Origin of the sequence: Vibrio splendidus, from assembly GCF_024347615.1 — a bacterium.
GTDB classification, from domain to species: Bacteria; Pseudomonadota; Gammaproteobacteria; order Enterobacterales; family Vibrionaceae; genus Vibrio; species Vibrio splendidus.
Window position 1 is genome coordinate 2,108,037 of sequence record NZ_AP025508.1, and the last position, 23,471, is coordinate 2,131,507.

General features: G+C 56.6%; 1 protein-coding gene. It reads right to left on the bottom strand.

Annotated elements, in window-relative coordinates:
- Nucleotides 1-40: 40 nt before the first annotated feature.
- Nucleotides 41-23,305: an Ig-like domain-containing protein gene (locus OCU90_RS09625; protein WP_261809208.1), complete on the bottom strand. Its 23,265-nt coding sequence runs from the start codon at nucleotides 23,303-23,305 to the stop codon at nucleotides 41-43.
- Between the last annotated feature and the right edge of the window lie 166 nt (nucleotides 23,306-23,471).

Here is a 23,471-nt window from a genome sequence, read left to right on the forward strand (position 1 = left end):
AAACTGACGTATTAAAAAAGGGCCTTGCGGCCCTTTTTTGTTATTGGTCTGGTAACTGTTTAAATAACTGGCTCATCAAGTCGTCCAACTGCTGCCCTGTAACTTCTCCAGATCCTAACCCAGAGATTTGGTTTGCAGCTCCATCAAGTACTATGGTTTGAGTATCTCCAGCATGCCCCGCAGATTCAGAAATTGTTATCACCAAATCATTACCGGAAGCTTTTTCAATAACTATATGATCTAGCAAATCACTCATAGTATTCTCATTAGGTAGTAGCTGAGATACATCTAAATGATCCTCATCGATAGTAAAGTCCGTAATTGTGTCAACATCATTCTGGAATGGTTGGTCAACCCATTGGAATAAATCATCACCATCGTCCCCGCTTAAAATATCATCTCCAAGGCCACCAATAAGGATGTCATTACCATCCTCACCTCTCAAATGATCATCTCCCGAGCCACCGATAACAATATCATTACCACTACCTGCTCGAATGTAGTCACTTTCCGAACCACCATCTAAGTAATCGTTACCAGAGCCACCGGAGATTAAATCGATACCAGATTCTCCCAGAATAACATCATCTCCTGCACCGCCTTGACCTACATCAGCCCAGCTTGGCGCTACGTACGGAGATTCAAGAGTACCGTCCTCATTGTTACCTTGGTAAATATCGTCGACATCTAGTTCAACGAACTCTGTAGCATCCTGCAAATCAAATGCCGCATTGCTGCCACTATCGCCAAGATGGATAATGTCATCAAAATCACCACCTTCTACATGGTCATTATCACCACCGGTAACAATCAAATCCGCGGCATCAGTCAGTGAAGGGCTTTGCTGGCCGCGTTCAACTTTAATACCGTTAACGGTTATAGATGGTTCTGGCTGACTTTGCCAATCATCGCCATGGTTACTTGAAACGGTCCCTTGAGGCATATAAACCGCATTGATACCTACTCCATCAGATATGATGTTTCCGCTGTGCCCTGTCATCGTAACTGACATAGTAGCTGTATCACTATTACCATTCTTATCGGTAGCTGTGTACGAAATTTCCACTATGTCACCAGCACTAGCGCTATCGTTTGGCACAAATAAAACTTTACCATCGACAATTGATACTTGGCCTAAAGCTGGATTGACCAAAGCCACACTGGATAAAATCAAAGCTGAAGTCAATGCATGTGGGTTGTAATCATTCGCTAGCACATCAATCAAAACAGGAACCAACTCAATAGTTGATGTCGCGTCATCATTAGCATCGAGCACTGGAGCTTGGATGTTAAAGGTCATACTGCTATTGCTCGTATCGCCATCTAAGTCCGATAGTTCATAATCAAAATCTAACGAAATATCGCTATCAACAACAGCAGCAAAGAATTGGTAAGACCCTGTAGCCATGTCTAAAACTAACGTGTGACTATTGTCGATAAAAATCGATATTTCGCTACCGTCTATCGCAGTGCTAACCCCTGATTCCAAACCTGAAACAGATACTGTACTACCATCATAAGAAACTGTTGTTCCTCCGTATTTCACTTCAGAGACGTAACCACCATCAGCTCCAAAACCGCTAATAGAACCGTTGCTGCCGTCGTTCACAACCTCACCTGAAATAGGATCAACAACCGATTGAAGAATGATTGGTGGAAGCTGAGTAATATCAGGAACAACAACGGCTCCTATTTCACTGTCTGTTACACCGTTATAAGCAATGTCTTCAAGGTAGCTTATTGGTACGGCTTCGCCCATTCCGTAAGCAAGCGCAGTGATATCCTTAGCATCAACAAAATCTTCCCACTCAGTTTTCTCTGAAGCACTCAAAGTTCCTCCCGAATTCGGAGAGCCATCCGACAAGAAATACGTGATATTAGAAGGATTACCATCGACTTTGCCCGAGTCGTCCCAATGACCCATCGCAGCATCTAGTGCAGTGTCGTAATAAGTGCCCCCGCCTGCAGACAAATTATCGATAACGTCAATAGCCTCAGAAACAGACATCCAGCTACTGCCATTTGCGCCGTTCTGAGCATCTGAACTACTTGAGAAGGTAACGACTTGGACTTGTGTAATACCTAAGCTTTGATACTCAGTGAGCAACTGTTTAGCTGCGTCTTGCATAATCGACAATCTAGACTCGTTCGTAATAGTGCTTTGACCCGTAACTGAATCCCACGCCATAGAGCCGGATACATCCAAGATAAGCTGGACGTTTGCACCAGCTTTTGCTGAGGGTTGTAAGTCATTAATAATCGGCTGAGCGACAGGAACATCATCATCGATAGTTAGAGAAATAGATCCGGTTTGAGTACCGGCTTCATTACTTGCGACGATCCCAATAGCAATGGACATTTCGTCTAATGGAACATTGGCGTCCAAATGATCGACCGGCCCATTGAGAGTAACTGAGTAATTCCCAACATCATCGATAATTGCAGTAATCACTGCTAGGCCATTCGCACTACCAATTAAGGTTTGGCCACCGTTTGATGAAGACCAAGTGATATTTTGTCCCGCTGATGTATAACTCTCCGAAGGCTCTTCTAAAACTATGCTATCCGCGTATAAAACCTCTATATTGCCAGAAACAGTTTGTACTGAATCAGAATCTTCAGAAACATCTCGAGAAACACTAGTAACCTCTGGTGACGGTTTTACTATTGAACCCGTGACGATCGTTACCTGTGCTGACGCACTCTCTAAATCGGTAGAGTCTTCCGCTTTATAATCAATAGTCTCTGTTACTTTGGCGTCCACTACGTCTACGCCTTTAAAAGTAATATTTGAATTTCTATTTGGATTAGCGGAGCCATCTTGGGTAGTAAAGACTCTTAACTCTGTAAATGGTACAAATCCGCCGTTGCCATCTGGAATAGATACATTAACTATAGAGTTGCCATTCCCGTCTATAGAAAGCGTATATTCATTACCAGAATTTGAAGTGTTTTCAGTATTAAAGTTAAATGTCCCAACGACATTGCCAGATGCGTCTAGTGCAACGACATTAATTTCACCATCTGCACTACTGTTAGCGTTGTAGTTACCAAAAACGCTTCCAAATTCTAAATTAGCAGACAAAATTTCGGCGTCACTATTTCCAAAATCAACAGAAATAAATTCTTTTGATGTAACGTCTAACTCACTGTTTCCATTCTTGCTCGTTGAAACTCCAAATCCATCTTCCGAACCGTAACCATCATAATTAAGATACACACTTGGATTATTTACAACGTCATTACCTACTGGGGAACTACCAGTGTAAGTTCCGGCTGAAATTGAAACCAGATCGTTGAAGTAACCGATCGTTGTGCTTCCACTAGAAGTGTCAATTAATGATGAAAGATCTGAAGCACTAAAACTAAGCTGATCGGCAATATTTGAATCGACAACATATTCAAAGTTGTCTGAATCGCCATACTCTTGACCGATAACAACTTCGGTTTTAGTACCGTCGTCTGCAACTTGATACAACGTACCAAAGATCGGGTCACTTTCAACGATGACCGAAGTCTCAATTCCAGCCGCGTCGTCTTCCTCATCGCTAGTATGGGGAGCAAAGTCGACCGAAGTTGCACAGTCAATTGTGGTTTCGGTGAAGTCTTCTGCTTCCGGCGCGTCGTTGATTTCGGTGACGCCGATGCTCACGCTGCCCGTTTGGACACTGTTCGCTTCGCCTTGTCCGTCATCCACGCTGTACGTGAAGCTGCCCACCGCATCGGTGCCGTTGTAGTCCGCTGGCGCGTCGTATTCCAGACCTTCTAACTCGGTCGTGGTCAACGTCATTCCGTTGGTCAACGCTGTGCCATCGGCCAGCGTCACGGTGCCTAAGCTTGGCAGACCCGTCACGGTGATCGTCAGGCTGTCGCCATCCGCATCCGTCGGCGCACTCAAGCCAAGGCTCGTATTTGTGCTCTCTTCCGCTACCGTAATGCTGTTGCTGTCCACATCCGGCGCGTCGTTGATTTCGGTGACGCCGATGCTCACGCTGCCCGTTTGGACACTGTTCGCTTCGCCTTGTCCGTCATCCACGCTGTACGTGAAGCTGCCCACCGCATCGGTGCCGTTGTAGTCCGCTGGCGCGTCGTATTCCAGACCTTCTAACTCGGTCGTGGTCAACGTCATTCCGTTGGTCAACGCTGTGCCATCGGCCAGCGTCACGGTGCCTAAGCTTGGCAGACCCGTCACGGTGATCGTCAGGCTGTCGCCATCCGCATCCGTCGGCGCACTCAAGCCAAGGCTCGTATTTGTGCTCTCTTCCGCTACCGTAATGCTGTTGCTGTCCACATCCGGCGCGTCGTTGATTTCGGTGACGCCGATGCTCACGCTGCCCGTTTGGACACTGTTCGCTTCGCCTTGTCCGTCATCCACGCTGTACGTGAAGCTGCCCACCGCATCGGTGCCGTTGTAGTCCGCTGGCGCGTCGTATTCCAGACCTTCTAACTCGGTCGTGGTCAACGTCATTCCGTTGGTCAACGCTGTGCCATCGGCCAGCGTCACGGTGCCTAAGCTTGGCAGACCCGTCACGGTGATCGTCAGGCTGTCGCCATCCGCATCCGTCGGCGCACTCAAGCCAAGGCTCGTATTTGTGCTCTCTTCCGCTACCGTAATGCTGTTGCTGTCCACATCCGGCGCGTCGTTGATTTCGGTGACGCCGATGCTCACGCTGCCCGTTTGGACACTGTTCGCTTCGCCTTGTCCGTCATCCACGCTGTACGTGAAGCTGCCCACCGCATCGGTGCCGTTGTAGTCCGCTGGCGCGTCGTATTCCAGACCTTCTAACTCGGTCGTGGTCAACGTCATTCCGTTGGTCAACGCTGTGCCATCGGCCAGCGTCACGGTGCCTAAGCTTGGCAGACCCGTCACGGTGATCGTCAGGCTGTCGCCATCCGCATCCGTCGGCGCACTCAAGCCAAGGCTCGTATTTGTGCTCTCTTCCGCTACCGTAATGCTGTTGCTGTCCACATCCGGCGCGTCGTTGATTTCGGTGACGCCGATGCTCACGCTGCCCGTTTGGACACTGTTCGCTTCGCCTTGTCCGTCATCCACGCTGTACGTGAAGCTGCCCACCGCATCGGTGCCGTTGTAGTCCGCTGGCGCGTCGTATTCCAGACCTTCTAACTCGGTCGTGGTCAACGTCATTCCGTTGGTCAACGCTGTGCCATCGGCCAGCGTCACGGTGCCTAAGCTTGGCAGACCCGTCACGGTGATCGTCAGGCTGTCGCCATCCGCATCCGTCGGCGCACTCAAGCCAAGGCTCGTATTTGTGCTCTCTTCCGCTACCGTAATGCTGTTGCTGTCCACATCCGGCGCGTCGTTGATTTCGGTGACGCCGATGCTCACGCTGCCCGTTTGGACACTGTTCGCTTCGCCTTGTCCGTCATCCACGCTGTACGTGAAGCTGCCCACCGCATCGGTGCCGTTGTAGTCCGCTGGCGCGTCGTATTCCAGACCTTCTAACTCGGTCGTGGTCAACGTCATTCCGTTGGTCAACGCTGTGCCATCGGCCAGCGTCACGGTGCCTAAGCTTGGCAGACCCGTCACGGTGATCGTCAGGCTGTCGCCATCCGCATCCGTCGGCGCACTCAAGCCAAGGCTCGTATTTGTGCTCTCTTCCGCTACCGTAATGCTGTTGCTGTCCACATCCGGCGCGTCGTTGATTTCGGTGACGCCGATGCTCACGCTGCCCGTTTGGACACTGTTCGCTTCGCCTTGTCCGTCATCCACGCTGTACGTGAAGCTGCCCACCGCATCGGTGCCGTTGTAGTCCGCTGGCGCGTCGTATTCCAGACCTTCTAACTCGGTCGTGGTCAACGTCATTCCGTTGGTCAACGCTGTGCCATCGGCCAGCGTCACGGTGCCTAAGCTTGGCAGACCCGTCACGGTGATCGTCAGGCTGTCGCCATCCGCATCCGTCGGCGCACTCAAGCCAAGGCTCGTATTTGTGCTCTCTTCCGCTACCGTAATGCTGTTGCTGTCCACATCCGGCGCGTCGTTGATTTCGGTGACGCCGATGCTCACGCTGCCCGTTTGGACACTGTTCGCTTCGCCTTGTCCGTCATCCACGCTGTACGTGAAGCTGCCCACCGCATCGGTGCCGTTGTAGTCCGCTGGCGCGTCGTATTCCAGACCTTCTAACTCGGTCGTGGTCAACGTCATTCCGTTGGTCAACGCTGTGCCATCGGCCAGCGTCACGGTGCCTAAGCTTGGCAGACCCGTCACGGTGATCGTCAGGCTGTCGCCATCCGCATCCGTCGGCGCACTCAAGCCAAGGCTCGTATTTGTGCTCTCTTCCGCTACCGTAATGCTGTTGCTGTCCACATCCGGCGCGTCGTTGATTTCGGTGACGCCGATGCTCACGCTGCCCGTTTGGACACTGTTCGCTTCGCCTTGTCCGTCATCCACGCTGTACGTGAAGCTGCCCACCGCATCGGTGCCGTTGTAGTCCGCTGGCGCGTCGTATTCCAGACCTTCTAACTCGGTCGTGGTCAACGTCATTCCGTTGGTCAACGCTGTGCCATCGGCCAGCGTCACGGTGCCTAAGCTTGGCAGACCCGTCACGGTGATCGTCAGGCTGTCGCCATCCGCATCCGTCGGCGCACTCAAGCCAAGGCTCGTATTTGTGCTCTCTTCCGCTACCGTAATGCTGTTGCTGTCCACATCCGGCGCGTCGTTGATTTCGGTGACGCCGATGCTCACGCTGCCCGTTTGGACACTGTTCGCTTCGCCTTGTCCGTCATCCACGCTGTACGTGAAGCTGCCCACCGCATCGGTGCCGTTGTAGTCCGCTGGCGCGTCGTATTCCAGACCTTCTAACTCGGTCGTGGTCAACGTCATTCCGTTGGTCAACGCTGTGCCATCGGCCAGCGTCACGGTGCCTAAGCTTGGCAGACCCGTCACGGTGATCGTCAGGCTGTCGCCATCCGCATCCGTCGGCGCACTCAAGCCAAGGCTCGTATTTGTGCTCTCTTCCGCTACCGTAATGCTGTTGCTGTCCACATCCGGCGCGTCGTTGATTTCGGTGACGCCGATGCTCACGCTGCCCGTTTGGACACTGTTCGCTTCGCCTTGTCCGTCATCCACGCTGTACGTGAAGCTGCCCACCGCATCGGTGCCGTTGTAGTCCGCTGGCGCGTCGTATTCCAGACCTTCTAACTCGGTCGTGGTCAACGTCATTCCGTTGGTCAACGCTGTGCCATCGGCCAGCGTCACGGTGCCTAAGCTTGGCAGACCCGTCACGGTGATCGTCAGGCTGTCGCCATCCGCATCCGTCGGCGCACTCAAGCCAAGGCTCGTATTTGTGCTCTCTTCCGCTACCGTAATGCTGTTGCTGTCCACATCCGGCGCGTCGTTGATTTCGGTGACGCCGATGCTCACGCTGCCCGTTTGGACACTGTTCGCTTCGCCTTGTCCGTCATCCACGCTGTACGTGAAGCTGCCCACCGCATCGGTGCCGTTGTAGTCCGCTGGCGCGTCGTATTCCAGACCTTCTAACTCGGTCGTGGTCAACGTCATTCCGTTGGTCAACGCTGTGCCATCGGCCAGCGTCACGGTGCCTAAGCTTGGCAGACCCGTCACGGTGATCGTCAGGCTGTCGCCATCCGCATCCGTCGGCGCACTCAAGCCAAGGCTCGTATTTGTGCTCTCTTCCGCTACCGTAATGCTGTTGCTGTCCACATCCGGCGCGTCGTTGATTTCGGTGACGCCGATGCTCACGCTGCCCGTTTGGACACTGTTCGCTTCGCCTTGTCCGTCATCCACGCTGTACGTGAAGCTGCCCACCGCATCGGTGCCGTTGTAGTCCGCTGGCGCGTCGTATTCCAGACCTTCTAACTCGGTCGTGGTCAACGTCATTCCGTTGGTCAACGCTGTGCCATCGGCCAGCGTCACGGTGCCTAAGCTTGGCAGACCCGTCACGGTGATCGTCAGGCTGTCGCCATCCGCATCCGTCGGCGCACTCAAGCCAAGGCTCGTATTTGTGCTCTCTTCCGCTACCGTAATGCTGTTGCTGTCCACATCCGGCGCGTCGTTGATTTCGGTGACGCCGATGCTCACGCTGCCCGTTTGGACACTGTTCGCTTCGCCTTGTCCGTCATCCACGCTGTACGTGAAGCTGCCCACCGCATCGGTGCCGTTGTAGTCCGCTGGCGCGTCGTATTCCAGACCTTCTAACTCGGTCGTGGTCAACGTCATTCCGTTGGTCAACGCTGTGCCATCGGCCAGCGTCACGGTGCCTAAGCTTGGCAGACCCGTCACGGTGATCGTCAGGCTGTCGCCATCCGCATCCGTCGGCGCACTCAAGCCAAGGCTCGTATTTGTGCTCTCTTCCGCTACCGTAATGCTGTTGCTGTCCACATCCGGCGCGTCGTTGATTTCGGTGACGCCGATGCTCACGCTGCCCGTTTGGACACTGTTCGCTTCGCCTTGTCCGTCATCCACGCTGTACGTGAAGCTGCCCACCGCATCGGTGCCGTTGTAGTCCGCTGGCGCGTCGTATTCCAGACCTTCTAACTCGGTCGTGGTCAACGTCATTCCGTTGGTCAACGCTGTGCCATCGGCCAGCGTCACGGTGCCTAAGCTTGGCAGACCCGTCACGGTGATCGTCAGGCTGTCGCCATCCGCATCCGTCGGCGCACTCAAGCCAAGGCTCGTATTTGTGCTCTCTTCCGCTACCGTAATGCTGTTGCTGTCCACATCCGGCGCGTCGTTGATTTCGGTGACGCCGATGCTCACGCTGCCCGTTTGGACACTGTTCGCTTCGCCTTGTCCGTCATCCACGCTGTACGTGAAGCTGCCCACCGCATCGGTGCCGTTGTAGTCCGCTGGCGCGTCGTATTCCAGACCTTCTAACTCGGTCGTGGTCAACGTCATTCCGTTGGTCAACGCTGTGCCATCGGCCAGCGTCACGGTGCCTAAGCTTGGCAGACCCGTCACGGTGATCGTCAGGCTGTCGCCATCCGCATCCGTCGGCGCACTCAAGCCAAGGCTCGTATTTGTGCTCTCTTCCGCTACCGTAATGCTGTTGCTGTCCACATCCGGCGCGTCGTTGATTTCGGTGACGCCGATGCTCACGCTGCCCGTTTGGACACTGTTCGCTTCGCCTTGTCCGTCATCCACGCTGTACGTGAAGCTGCCCACCGCATCGGTGCCGTTGTAGTCCGCTGGCGCGTCGTATTCCAGACCTTCTAACTCGGTCGTGGTCAACGTCATTCCGTTGGTCAACGCTGTGCCATCGGCCAGCGTCACGGTGCCTAAGCTTGGCAGACCCGTCACGGTGATCGTCAGGCTGTCGCCATCCGCATCCGTCGGCGCACTCAAGCCAAGGCTCGTATTTGTGCTCTCTTCCGCTACCGTAATGCTGTTGCTGTCCACATCCGGCGCGTCGTTGATTTCGGTGACGCCGATGCTCACGCTGCCCGTTTGGACACTGTTCGCTTCGCCTTGTCCGTCATCCACGCTGTACGTGAAGCTGCCCACCGCATCGGTGCCGTTGTAGTCCGCTGGCGCGTCGTATTCCAGACCTTCTAACTCGGTCGTGGTCAACGTCATTCCGTTGGTCAACGCTGTGCCATCGGCCAGCGTCACGGTGCCTAAGCTTGGCAGACCCGTCACGGTGATCGTCAGGCTGTCGCCATCCGCATCCGTCGGCGCACTCAAGCCAAGGCTCGTATTTGTGCTCTCTTCCGCTACCGTAATGCTGTTGCTGTCCACATCCGGCGCGTCGTTGATTTCGGTGACGCCGATGCTCACGCTGCCCGTTTGGACACTGTTCGCTTCGCCTTGTCCGTCATCCACGCTGTACGTGAAGCTGCCCACCGCATCGGTGCCGTTGTAGTCCGCTGGCGCGTCGTATTCCAGACCTTCTAACTCGGTCGTGGTCAACGTCATTCCGTTGGTCAACGCTGTGCCATCGGCCAGCGTCACGGTGCCTAAGCTTGGCAGACCCGTCACGGTGATCGTCAGGCTGTCGCCATCCGCATCCGTCGGCGCACTCAAGCCAAGGCTCGTATTTGTGCTCTCTTCCGCTACCGTAATGCTGTTGCTGTCCACATCCGGCGCGTCGTTGATTTCGGTGACGCCGATGCTCACGCTGCCCGTTTGGACACTGTTCGCTTCGCCTTGTCCGTCATCCACGCTGTACGTGAAGCTGCCCACCGCATCGGTGCCGTTGTAGTCCGCTGGCGCGTCGTATTCCAGACCTTCTAACTCGGTCGTGGTCAACGTCATTCCGTTGGTCAACGCTGTGCCATCGGCCAGCGTCACGGTGCCTAAGCTTGGCAGACCCGTCACGGTGATCGTCAGGCTGTCGCCATCCGCATCCGTCGGCGCACTCAAGCCAAGGCTCGTATTTGTGCTCTCTTCCGCTACCGTAATGCTGTTGCTGTCCACATCCGGCGCGTCGTTGATTTCGGTGACGCCGATGCTCACGCTGCCCGTTTGGACACTGTTCGCTTCGCCTTGTCCGTCATCCACGCTGTACGTGAAGCTGCCCACCGCATCGGTGCCGTTGTAGTCCGCTGGCGCGTCGTATTCCAGACCTTCTAACTCGGTCGTGGTCAACGTCATTCCGTTGGTCAACGCTGTGCCATCGGCCAGCGTCACGGTGCCTAAGCTTGGCAGACCCGTCACGGTGATCGTCAGGCTGTCGCCATCCGCATCCGTCGGCGCACTCAAGCCAAGGCTCGTATTTGTGCTCTCTTCCGCTACCGTAATGCTGTTGCTGTCCACATCCGGCGCGTCGTTGATTTCGGTGACGCCGATGCTCACGCTGCCCGTTTGGACACTGTTCGCTTCGCCTTGTCCGTCATCCACGCTGTACGTGAAGCTGCCCACCGCATCGGTGCCGTTGTAGTCCGCTGGCGCGTCGTATTCCAGACCTTCTAACTCGGTCGTGGTCAACGTCATTCCGTTGGTCAACGCTGTGCCATCGGCCAGCGTCACGGTGCCTAAGCTTGGCAGACCCGTCACGGTGATCGTCAGGCTGTCGCCATCCGCATCCGTCGGCGCACTCAAGCCAAGGCTCGTATTTGTGCTCTCTTCCGCTACCGTAATGCTGTTGCTGTCCACATCCGGCGCGTCGTTGATTTCGGTGACGCCGATGCTCACGCTGCCCGTTTGGACACTGTTCGCTTCGCCTTGTCCGTCATCCACGCTGTACGTGAAGCTGCCCACCGCATCGGTGCCGTTGTAGTCCGCTGGCGCGTCGTATTCCAGACCTTCTAACTCGGTCGTGGTCAACGTCATTCCGTTGGTCAACGCTGTGCCATCGGCCAGCGTCACGGTGCCTAAGCTTGGCAGACCCGTCACGGTGATCGTCAGGCTGTCGCCATCCGCATCCGTCGGCGCACTCAAGCCAAGGCTCGTATTTGTGCTCTCTTCCGCTACCGTAATGCTGTTGCTGTCCACATCCGGCGCGTCGTTGATTTCGGTGACGCCGATGCTCACGCTGCCCGTTTGGACACTGTTCGCTTCGCCTTGTCCGTCATCCACGCTGTACGTGAAGCTGCCCACCGCATCGGTGCCGTTGTAGTCCGCTGGCGCGTCGTATTCCAGACCTTCTAACTCGGTCGTGGTCAACGTCATTCCGTTGGTCAACGCTGTGCCATCGGCCAGCGTCACGGTGCCTAAGCTTGGCAGACCCGTCACGGTGATCGTCAGGCTGTCGCCATCCGCATCCGTCGGCGCACTCAAGCCAAGGCTCGTATTTGTGCTCTCTTCCGCTACCGTAATGCTGTTGCTGTCCACATCCGGCGCGTCGTTGATTTCGGTGACGCCGATGCTCACGCTGCCCGTTTGGACACTGTTCGCTTCGCCTTGTCCGTCATCCACGCTGTACGTGAAGCTGCCCACCGCATCGGTGCCGTTGTAGTCCGCTGGCGCGTCGTATTCCAGACCTTCTAACTCGGTCGTGGTCAACGTCATTCCGTTGGTCAACGCTGTGCCATCGGCCAGCGTCACGGTGCCTAAGCTTGGCAGACCCGTCACGGTGATCGTCAGGCTGTCGCCATCCGCATCCGTCGGCGCACTCAAGCCAAGGCTCGTATTTGTGCTCTCTTCCGCTACCGTAATGCTGTTGCTGTCCACATCCGGCGCGTCGTTGATTTCGGTGACGCCGATGCTCACGCTGCCCGTTTGGACACTGTTCGCTTCGCCTTGTCCGTCATCCACGCTGTACGTGAAGCTGCCCACCGCATCGGTGCCGTTGTAGTCCGCTGGCGCGTCGTATTCCAGACCTTCTAACTCGGTCGTGGTCAACGTCATTCCGTTGGTCAACGCTGTGCCATCGGCCAGCGTCACGGTGCCTAAGCTTGGCAGACCCGTCACGGTGATCGTCAGGCTGTCGCCATCCGCATCCGTCGGCGCACTCAAGCCAAGGCTCGTATTTGTGCTCTCTTCCGCTACCGTAATGCTGTTGCTGTCCACATCCGGCGCGTCGTTGATTTCGGTGACGCCGATGCTCACGCTGCCCGTTTGGACACTGTTCGCTTCGCCTTGTCCGTCATCCACGCTGTACGTGAAGCTGCCCACCGCATCGGTGCCGTTGTAGTCCGCTGGCGCGTCGTATTCCAGACCTTCTAACTCGGTCGTGGTCAACGTCATTCCGTTGGTCAACGCTGTGCCATCGGCCAGCGTCACGGTGCCTAAGCTTGGCAGACCCGTCACGGTGATCGTCAGGCTGTCGCCATCCGCATCCGTCGGCGCACTCAAGCCAAGGCTCGTATTTGTGCTCTCTTCCGCTACCGTAATGCTGTTGCTGTCCACATCCGGCGCGTCGTTGATTTCGGTGACGCCGATGCTCACGCTGCCCGTTTGGACACTGTTCGCTTCGCCTTGTCCGTCATCCACGCTGTACGTGAAGCTGCCCACCGCATCGGTGCCGTTGTAGTCCGCTGGCGCGTCGTATTCCAGACCTTCTAACTCGGTCGTGGTCAACGTCATTCCGTTGGTCAACGCTGTGCCATCGGCCAGCGTCACGGTGCCTAAGCTTGGCAGACCCGTCACGGTGATCGTCAGGCTGTCGCCATCCGCATCCGTCGGCGCACTCAAGCCAAGGCTCGTATTTGTGCTCTCTTCCGCTACCGTAATGCTGTTGCTGTCCACATCCGGCGCGTCGTTGATTTCGGTGACGCCGATGCTCACGCTGCCCGTTTGGACACTGTTCGCTTCGCCTTGTCCGTCATCCACGCTGTACGTGAAGCTGCCCACCGCATCGGTGCCGTTGTAGTCCGCTGGCGCGTCGTATTCCAGACCTTCTAACTCGGTCGTGGTCAACGTCATTCCGTTGGTCAACGCTGTGCCATCGGCCAGCGTCACGGTGCCTAAGCTTGGCAGACCCGTCACGGTGATCGTCAGGCTGTCGCCATCCGCATCCGTCGGCGCACTCAAGCCAAGGCTCGTATTTGTGCTCTCTTCCGCTACCGTAATGCTGTTGCTGTCCACATCCGGCGCGTCGTTGATTTCGGTGACGCCGATGCTCACGCTGCCCGTTTGGACACTGTTCGCTTCGCCTTGTCCGTCATCCACGCTGTACGTGAAGCTGCCCACCGCATCGGTGCCGTTGTAGTCCGCTGGCGCGTCGTATTCCAGACCTTCTAACTCGGTCGTGGTCAACGTCATTCCGTTGGTCAACGCTGTGCCATCGGCCAGCGTCACGGTGCCTAAGCTTGGCAGACCCGTCACGGTGATCGTCAGGCTGTCGCCATCCGCATCCGTCGGCGCACTCAAGCCAAGGCTCGTATTTGTGCTCTCTTCCGCTACCGTAATGCTGTTGCTGTCCACATCCGGCGCGTCGTTGATTTCGGTGACGCCGATGCTCACGCTGCCCGTTTGGACACTGTTCGCTTCGCCTTGTCCGTCATCCACGCTGTACGTGAAGCTGCCCACCGCATCGGTGCCGTTGTAGTCCGCTGGCGCGTCGTATTCCAGACCTTCTAACTCGGTCGTGGTCAACGTCATTCCGTTGGTCAACGCTGTGCCATCGGCCAGCGTCACGGTGCCTAAGCTTGGCAGACCCGTCACGGTGATCGTCAGGCTGTCGCCATCCGCATCCGTCGGCGCACTCAAGCCAAGGCTCGTATTTGTGCTCTCTTCCGCTACCGTAATGCTGTTGCTGTCCACATCCGGCGCGTCGTTGATTTCGGTGACGCCGATGCTCACGCTGCCCGTTTGGACACTGTTCGCTTCGCCTTGTCCGTCATCCACGCTGTACGTGAAGCTGCCCACCGCATCGGTGCCGTTGTAGTCCGCTGGCGCGTCGTATTCCAGACCTTCTAACTCGGTCGTGGTCAACGTCATTCCGTTGGTCAACGCTGTGCCATCGGCCAGCGTCACGGTGCCTAAGCTTGGCAGACCCGTCACGGTGATCGTCAGGCTGTCGCCATCCGCATCCGTCGGCGCACTCAAGCCAAGGCTCGTATTTGTGCTCTCTTCCGCTACCGTAATGCTGTTGCTGTCCACATCCGGCGCGTCGTTGATTTCGGTGACGCCGATGCTCACGCTGCCCGTTTGGACACTGTTCGCTTCGCCTTGTCCGTCATCCACGCTGTACGTGAAGCTGCCCACCGCATCGGTGCCGTTGTAGTCCGCTGGCGCGTCGTATTCCAGACCTTCTAACTCGGTCGTGGTCAACGTCATTCCGTTGGTCAACGCTGTGCCATCGGCCAGCGTCACGGTGCCTAAGCTTGGCAGACCCGTCACGGTGATCGTCAGGCTGTCGCCATCCGCATCCGTCGGCGCACTCAAGCCAAGGCTCGTATTTGTGCTCTCTTCCGCTACCGTAATGCTGTTGCTGTCCACATCCGGCGCGTCGTTGATTTCGGTGACGCCGATGCTCACGCTGCCCGTTTGGACACTGTTCGCTTCGCCTTGTCCGTCATCCACGCTGTACGTGAAGCTGCCCACCGCATCGGTGCCGTTGTAGTCCGCTGGCGCGTCGTATTCCAGACCTTCTAACTCGGTCGTGGTCAACGTCATTCCGTTGGTCAACGCTGTGCCATCGGCCAGCGTCACGGTGCCTAAGCTTGGCAGACCCGTCACGGTGATCGTCAGGCTGTCGCCATCCGCATCCGTCGGCGCACTCAAGCCAAGGCTCGTATTTGTGCTCTCTTCCGCTACCGTAATGCTGTTGCTGTCCACATCCGGCGCGTCGTTGATTTCGGTGACGCCGATGCTCACGCTGCCCGTTTGGACACTGTTCGCTTCGCCTTGTCCGTCATCCACGCTGTACGTGAAGCTGCCCACCGCATCGGTGCCGTTGTAGTCCGCTGGCGCGTCGTATTCCAGACCTTCTAACTCGGTCGTGGTCAACGTCATTCCGTTGGTCAACGCTGTGCCATCGGCCAGCGTCACGGTGCCTAAGCTTGGCAGACCCGTCACGGTGATCGTCAGGCTGTCGCCATCCGCATCCGTCGGCGCACTCAAGCCAAGGCTCGTATTTGTGCTCTCTTCCGCTACCGTAATGCTGTTGCTGTCCACATCCGGCGCGTCGTTGATTTCGGTGACGCCGATGCTCACGCTGCCCGTTTGGACACTGTTCGCTTCGCCTTGTCCGTCATCCACGCTGTACGTGAAGCTGCCCACCGCATCGGTGCCGTTGTAGTCCGCTGGCGCGTCGTATTCCAGACCTTCTAACTCGGTCGTGGTCAACGTCATTCCGTTGGTCAACGCTGTGCCATCGGCCAGCGTCACGGTGCCTAAGCTTGGCAGACCCGTCACGGTGATCGTCAGGCTGTCGCCATCCGCATCCGTCGGCGCACTCAAGCCAAGGCTCGTATTTGTGCTCTCTTCCGCTACCGTAATGCTGTTGCTGTCCACATCCGGCGCGTCGTTGATTTCGGTGACGCCGATGCTCACGCTGCCCGTTTGGACACTGTTCGCTTCGCCTTGTCCGTCATCCACGCTGTACGTGAAGCTGCCCACCGCATCGGTGCCGTTGTAGTCCGCTGGCGCGTCGTATTCCAGACCTTCTAACTCGGTCGTGGTCAACGTCATTCCGTTGGTCAACGCTGTGCCATCGGCCAGCGTCACGGTGCCTAAGCTTGGCAGACCCGTCACGGTGATCGTCAGGCTGTCGCCATCCGCATCCGTCGGCGCACTCAAGCCAAGGCTCGTATTTGTGCTCTCTTCCGCTACCGTAATGCTGTTGCTGTCCACATCCGGCGCGTCGTTGATTTCGGTGACGCCGATGCTCACGCTGCCCGTTTGGACACTGTTCGCTTCGCCTTGTCCGTCATCCACGCTGTACGTGAAGCTGCCCACCGCATCGGTGCCGTTGTAGTCCGCTGGCGCGTCGTATTCCAGACCTTCTAACTCGGTCGTGGTCAACGTCATTCCGTTGGTCAACGCTGTGCCATCGGCCAGCGTCACGGTGCCTAAGCTTGGCAGACCCGTCACGGTGATCGTCAGGCTGTCGCCATCCGCATCCGTCGGCGCACTCAAGCCAAGGCTCGTATTTGTGCTCTCTTCCGCTACCGTAATGCTGTTGCTGTCCACATCCGGCGCGTCGTTGATTTCGGTGACGCCGATGCTCACGCTGCCCGTTTGGACACTGTTCGCTTCGCCTTGTCCGTCATCCACGCTGTACGTGAAGCTGCCCACCGCATCGGTGCCGTTGTAGTCCGCTGGCGCGTCGTATTCCAGACCTTCTAACTCGGTCGTGGTCAACGTCATTCCGTTGGTCAACGCTGTGCCATCGGCCAGCGTCACGGTGCCTAAGCTTGGCAGACCCGTCACGGTGATCGTCAGGCTGTCGCCATCCGCATCCGTCGGCGCACTCAAGCCAAGGCTCGTATTTGTGCTCTCTTCCGCTACCGTAATGCTGTTGCTGTCCACATCCGGCGCGTCGTTGATTTCGGTGACGCCGATGCTCACGCTGCCCGTTTGGACACTGTTCGCTTCGCCTTGTCCGTCATCCACGCTGTACGTGAAGCTGCCCACCGCATCGGTGCCGTTGTAGTCCGCTGGCGCGTCGTATTCCAGACCTTCTAACTCGGTCGTGGTCAACGTCATTCCGTTGGTCAACGCTGTGCCATCGGCCAGCGTCACGGTGCCTAAGCTTGGCAGACCCGTCACGGTGATCGTCAGGCTGTCGCCATCCGCATCCGTCGGCGCACTCAAGCCAAGGCTCGTATTTGTGCTCTCTTCCGCTACCGTAATGCTGTTGCTGTCCACATCCGGCGCGTCGTTGATTTCGGTGACGCCGATGCTCACGCTGCCCGTTTGGACACTGTTCGCTTCGCCTTGTCCGTCATCCACGCTGTACGTGAAGCTGCCCACCGCATCGGTGCCGTTGTAGTCCGCTGGCGCGTCGTATTCCAGACCTTCTAACTCGGTCGTGGTCAACGTCATTCCGTTGGTCAACGCTGTGCCATCGGCCAGCGTCACGGTGCCTAAGCTTGGCAGACCCGTCACGGTGATCGTCAGGCTGTCGCCATCCGCATCCGTCGGCGCACTCAAGCCAAGGCTCGTATTTGTGCTCTCTTCCGCTACCGTAATGCTGTTGCTGTCCACATCCGGCGCGTCGTTGATTTCGGTGACGCCGATGCTCACGCTGCCCGTTTGGACACTGTTCGCTTCGCCTTGTCCGTCATCCACGCTGTACGTGAAGCTGCCCACCGCATCGGTGCCGTTGTAGTCCGCTGGCGCGTCGTATTCCAGACCTTCTAACTCGGTCGTGGTCAACGTCATTCCGTTGGTCAACGCTGTGCCATCGGCCAGCGTCACGGTGCCTAAGCTTGGCAGACCCGTCACGGTGATCGTCAGGCTGTCGCCATCCGCATCCGTCGGCGCACTCAAGCCAAGGCTCGTATTTGTGCTCTCTTCCGCTACCGTAATGCTGTTGCTGTCCACATCCGGCGCGTCGTTGATTTCGGTGACGCCGATGCTCACGCTGCCCGTTTGGACACTGTTCGCTTCGCCTTGTCCGTCATCCACGCTGTACGTGAAGCTGCCCACCGCATCGGTGCCGTTGTAGTCCGCTGGCGCGTCGTATTCCAGACCTTCTAACTCGGTCGTGGTCAACGTCATTCCGTTGGTCAACGCTGTGCCATCGGCCAGCGTCACGGTGCCTAAGCTTGGCAGACCCGTCACGGTGATCGTCAGGCTGTCGCCATCCGCATCCGTCGGCGCACTCAAGCCAAGGCTCGTATTTGTGCTCTCTTCCGCTACCGTAATGCTGTTGCTGTCCACATCCGGCGCGTCGTTGATTTCGGTGACGCCGATGCTCACGCTGCCCGTTTGGACACTGTTCGCTTCGCCTTGTCCGTCATCCACGCTGTACGTGAAGCTGCCCACCGCATCGGTGCCGTTGTAGTCCGCTGGCGCGTCGTATTCCAGACCTTCTAACTCGGTCGTGGTCAACGTCATTCCGTTGGTCAACGCTGTGCCATCGGCCAGCGTCACGGTGCCTAAGCTTGGCAGACCCGTCACGGTGATCGTCAGGCTGTCGCCATCCGCATCCGTCGGCGCACTCAAGCCAAGGCTCGTATTTGTGCTCTCTTCCGCTACCGTAATGCTGTTGCTGTCCACATCCGGCGCGTCGTTGATTTCGGTGACGCCGATGCTCACGCTGCCCGTTTGGACACTGTTCGCTTCGCCTTGTCCGTCATCCACGCTGTACGTGAAGCTGCCCACCGCATCGGTGCCGTTGTAGTCCGCTGGCGCGTCGTATTCCAGACCTTCTAACTCGGTCGTGGTCAACGTCATTCCGTTGGTCAACGCTGTGCCATCGGCCAGCGTCACGGTGCCTAAGCTTGGCAGACCCGTCACGGTGATCGTCAGGCTGTCGCCATCCGCATCCGTCGGCGCACTCAAGCCAAGGCTCGTATTTGTGCTCTCTTCCGCTACCGTAATGCTGTTGCTGTCCACATCCGGCGCGTCGTTGATTTCGGTGACGCCGATGCTCACGCTGCCCGTTTGGACACTGTTCGCTTCGCCTTGTCCGTCATCCACGCTGTACGTGAAGCTGCCCACCGCATCGGTGCCGTTGTAGTCCGCTGGCGCGTCGTATTCCAGACCTTCTAACTCGGTCGTGGTCAACGTCATTCCGTTGGTCAACGCTGTGCCATCGGCCAGCGTCACGGTGCCTAAGCTTGGCAGACCCGTCACGGTGATCGTCAGGCTGTCGCCATCCGCATCCGTCGGCGCACTCAAGCCAAGGCTCGTATTTGTGCTCTCTTCCGCTACCGTAATGCTGTTGCTGTCCACATCCGGCGCGTCGTTGATTTCGGTGACGCCGATGCTCACGCTGCCCGTTTGGACACTGTTCGCTTCGCCTTGTCCGTCATCCACGCTGTACGTGAAGCTGCCCACCGCATCGGTGCCGTTGTAGTCCGCTGGCGCGTCGTATTCCAGACCTTCTAACTCGGTCGTGGTCAACGTCATTCCGTTGGTCAACGCTGTGCCATCGGCCAGCGTCACGGTGCCTAAGCTTGGCAGACCCGTCACGGTGATCGTCAGGCTGTCGCCATCCGCATCCGTCGGCGCACTCAAGCCAAGGCTCGTATTTGTGCTCTCTTCCGCTACCGTAATGCTGTTGCTGTCCACATCCGGCGCGTCGTTGATTTCGGTGACGCCGATGCTCACGCTGCCCGTTTGGACACTGTTCGCTTCGCCTTGTCCGTCATCCACGCTGTACGTGAAGCTGCCCACCGCATCGGTGCCGTTGTAGTCCGCTGGCGCGTCGTATTCCAGACCTTCTAACTCGGTCGTGGTCAACGTCATTCCGTTGGTCAACGCTGTGCCATCGGCCAGCGTCACGGTGCCTAAGCTTGGCAGACCCGTCACGGTGATCGTCAGGCTGTCGCCATCCGCATCCGTCGGCGCACTCAAGCCAAGGCTCGTATTTGTGCTCTCTTCCGCTACCGTAATGCTGTTGCTGTCCACATCCGGCGCGTCGTTGATTTCGGTGACGCCGATGCTCACGCTGCCCGTTTGGACACTGTTCGCTTCGCCTTGTCCGTCATCCACGCTGTACGTGAAGCTGCCCACCGCATCGGTGCCGTTGTAGTCCGCTGGCGCGTCGTATTCCAGACCTTCTAACTCGGTCGTGGTCAACGTCATTCCGTTGGTCAACGCTGTGCCATCGGCCAGCGTCACGGTGCCTAAGCTTGGCAGACCCGTCACGGTGATCGTCAGGCTGTCGCCATCCGCATCCGTCGGCGCACTCAAGCCAAGGCTCGTATTTGTGCTCTCTTCCGCTACCGTAATGCTGTTGCTGTCCACATCCGGCGCGTCGTTGATTTCGGTGACGCCGATGCTCACGCTGCCCGTTTGGACACTGTTCGCTTCGCCTTGTCCGTCATCCACGCTGTACGTGAAGCTGCCCACCGCATCGGTGCCGTTGTAGTCCGCTGGCGCGTCGTATTCCAGACCTTCTAACTCGGTCGTGGTCAACGTCATTCCGTTGGTCAACGCTGTGCCATCGGCCAGCGTCACGGTGCCTAAGCTTGGCAGACCCGTCACGGTGATCGTCAGGCTGTCGCCATCCGCATCCGTCGGCGCACTCAAGCCAAGGCTCGTATTTGTGCTCTCTTCCGCTACCGTAATGCTGTTGCTGTCCACATCCGGCGCGTCGTTGATTTCGGTGACGCCGATGCTCACGCTGCCCGTTTGGACACTGTTCGCTTCGCCTTGTCCGTCATCCACGCTGTACGTGAAGCTGCCCACCGCATCGGTGCCGTTGTAGTCCGCTGGCGCGTCGTATTCCAGACCTTCTAACTCGGTCGTGGTCAACGTCATTCCGTTGGTCAACGCTGTGCCATCGGCCAGCGTCACGGTGCCTAAGCTTGGCAGACCCGTCACGGTGATCGTCAGGCTGTCGCCATCCGCATCCGTCGGCGCACTCAAGCCAAGGCTCGTATTTGTGCTCTCTTCCGCTACCGTAATGCTGTTGCTGTCCACATCCGGCGCGTCGTTGATTTCGGTGACGCCGATGCTCACGCTGCCCGTTTGGACACTGTTCGCTTCGCCTTGTCCGTCATCCACGCTGTACGTGAAGCTGCCCACCGCATCGGTGCCGTTGTAGTCCGCTGGCGCGTCGTATTCCAGACCTTCTAACTCGGTCGTGGTCAACGTCATTCCGTTGGTCAACGCTGTGCCATCGGCCAGCGTCACGGTGCCTAAGCTTGGCAGACCCGTCACGGTGATCGTCAGGCTGTCGCCATCCGCATCCGTCGGCGCACTCAAGCCAAGGCTCGTATTTGTGCTCTCTTCCGCTACCGTAATGCTGTTGCTGTCCACATCCGGCGCGTCGTTGATTTCGGTGACGCCGATGCTCACGCTGCCCGTTTGGACACTGTTCGCTTCGCCTTGTCCGTCATCCACGCTGTACGTGAAGCTGCCCACCGCATCGGTGCCGTTGTAGTCCGCTGGCGCGTCGTATTCCAGACCTTCTAACTCGGTCGTGGTCAACGTCATTCCGTTGGTCAACGCTGTGCCATCGGCCAGCGTCACGGTGCCTAAGCTTGGCAGACCCGTCACGGTGATCGTCAGGCTGTCGCCATCCGCATCCGTCGGCGCACTCAAGCCAAGGCTCGTATTTGTGCTCTCTTCCGCTACCGTAATGCTGTTGCTGTCCACATCCGGCGCGTCGTTGATTTCGGTGACGCCGATGCTCACGCTGCCCGTTTGGACACTGTTCGCTTCGCCTTGTCCGTCATCCACGCTGTACGTGAAGCTGCCCACCGCATCGGTGCCGTTGTAGTCCGCTGGCGCGTCGTATTCCAGACCTTCTAACTCGGTCGTGGTCAACGTCATTCCGTTGGTCAACGCTGTGCCATCGGCCAGCGTCACGGTGCCTAAGCTTGGCAGACCCGTCACGGTGATCGTCAGGCTGTCGCCATCCGCATCCGTCGGCGCACTCAAGCCAAGGCTCGTATTTGTGCTCTCTTCCGCTACCGTAATGCTGTTGCTGTCCACATCCGGCGCGTCGTTGATTTCGGTGACGCCGATGCTCACGCTGCCCGTTTGGACACTGTTCGCTTCGCCTTGTCCGTCATCCACGCTGTACGTGAAGCTGCCCACCGCATCGGTGCCGTTGTAGTCCGCTGGCGCGTCGTATTCCAGACCTTCTAACTCGGTCGTGGTCAACGTCATTCCGTTGGTCAACGCTGTGCCATCGGCCAGCGTCACGGTGCCTAAGCTTGGCAGACCCGTCACGGTGATCGTCAGGCTGTCGCCATCCGCATCCGTCGGCGCACTCAAGCCAAGGCTCGTATTTGTGCTCTCTTCCGCTACCGTAATGCTGTTGCTGTCCACATCCGGCGCGTCGTTGGATAAAACAACCCCAACATCAACCGTAATGGTATCTGTACCACCTTGGCCATCATCAACCACAACTGTAAAGCTATCGCTACCGTTGTAGTTCTCATCTGGGGTGTATGTCCAGTTGCCATTTTCGTCGACGACTACAGAACCATTCGACGGTTCTGTGCCTTTGCTAAACGTTAACTGATCGTTATCTGCATCGGTTGCAGTCAGTGAGCCACTTACTGGAGTATCTTCATCTGTGGTGACAGAGACATCTTCACCGACAGGTAAGTCATTGACTGGAGTAACGCCGATATTAACGGTTATTGTGTCTGTGCCGCCTTGGCCGTCTGATACAACAACTGTAAAGCTATCGTTACCGTTGTAGTTTTCGTTGGGGGTATAAGTCCAATCACCATTTTCATCGACAACGACAGTACCGTTTGATGGTTCTGTTGCTTTACTGAATGACAGATCATCACCATCTTCGTCTAAAGCCGACAAAGTGCCACTAACAGGTGTATCTTCATCTGTCGTAAAGGTGACGACGTCACTAGCTTCAGCATTGTTTGAGTCAACAAAAGATGGGTTGCTGTTTAAAGGCGTTGCTGCTTCAGTCAATGAACGATAAGCGTCAAGTAGGCTTAGGCTTTGAGTGCGAGATAAGCCCAATGATTCGAAACCCGTAGTAACGAACTCAGTACCAGGAATGGTTTCTTCACCATCACGTTCAATAGTTCCGCTAGAAGCCAAACTTGAACCGTTTTGACCAGCTGCCGTTGCGAACTCTTCACCTAGCTCGGTCGGGTCTTGACCTTCTTCTAATGCGGCAAAGATATTCGCAATATCTTGGTCGAGTTCAACTTCGCCTTCTTCTGATGAGAAGCGTTTTGCCGATACCTGAGGTTCATTGGACCCGTTCTGAGATTCAAGAACGACATCCCCTGCTTGTAGTGGTTGGCCTTCTTTTAAGACTTTAATCGTACCATCTACCGAGATAACAATGCGCTGGCCAAGTGCTAATGCACCACCCAAATTCAATGTTGTCATGTCCATATAAACCCCTAAAAAAGCATTTCTTGTCATTAACGTCAAAATAGTGACATTATATTTATAATATTAGTTAAAATATAACACTTAAAGTCATATAATTCCTAGTTATGAATCTAGTATTTAACAACTTGAGTGACAAGCTAATGACGGTGATCACATCGCATAACAA

What these genes read in the sequence shown, in the direction of transcription:
- OCU90_RS09625 (WP_261809208.1), bottom strand. Translation starts at nt 23,305, where the DNA reads ATGGACATGACAACATTGAATTTGGGTGGTGCATTAGCACTTGGCCAG.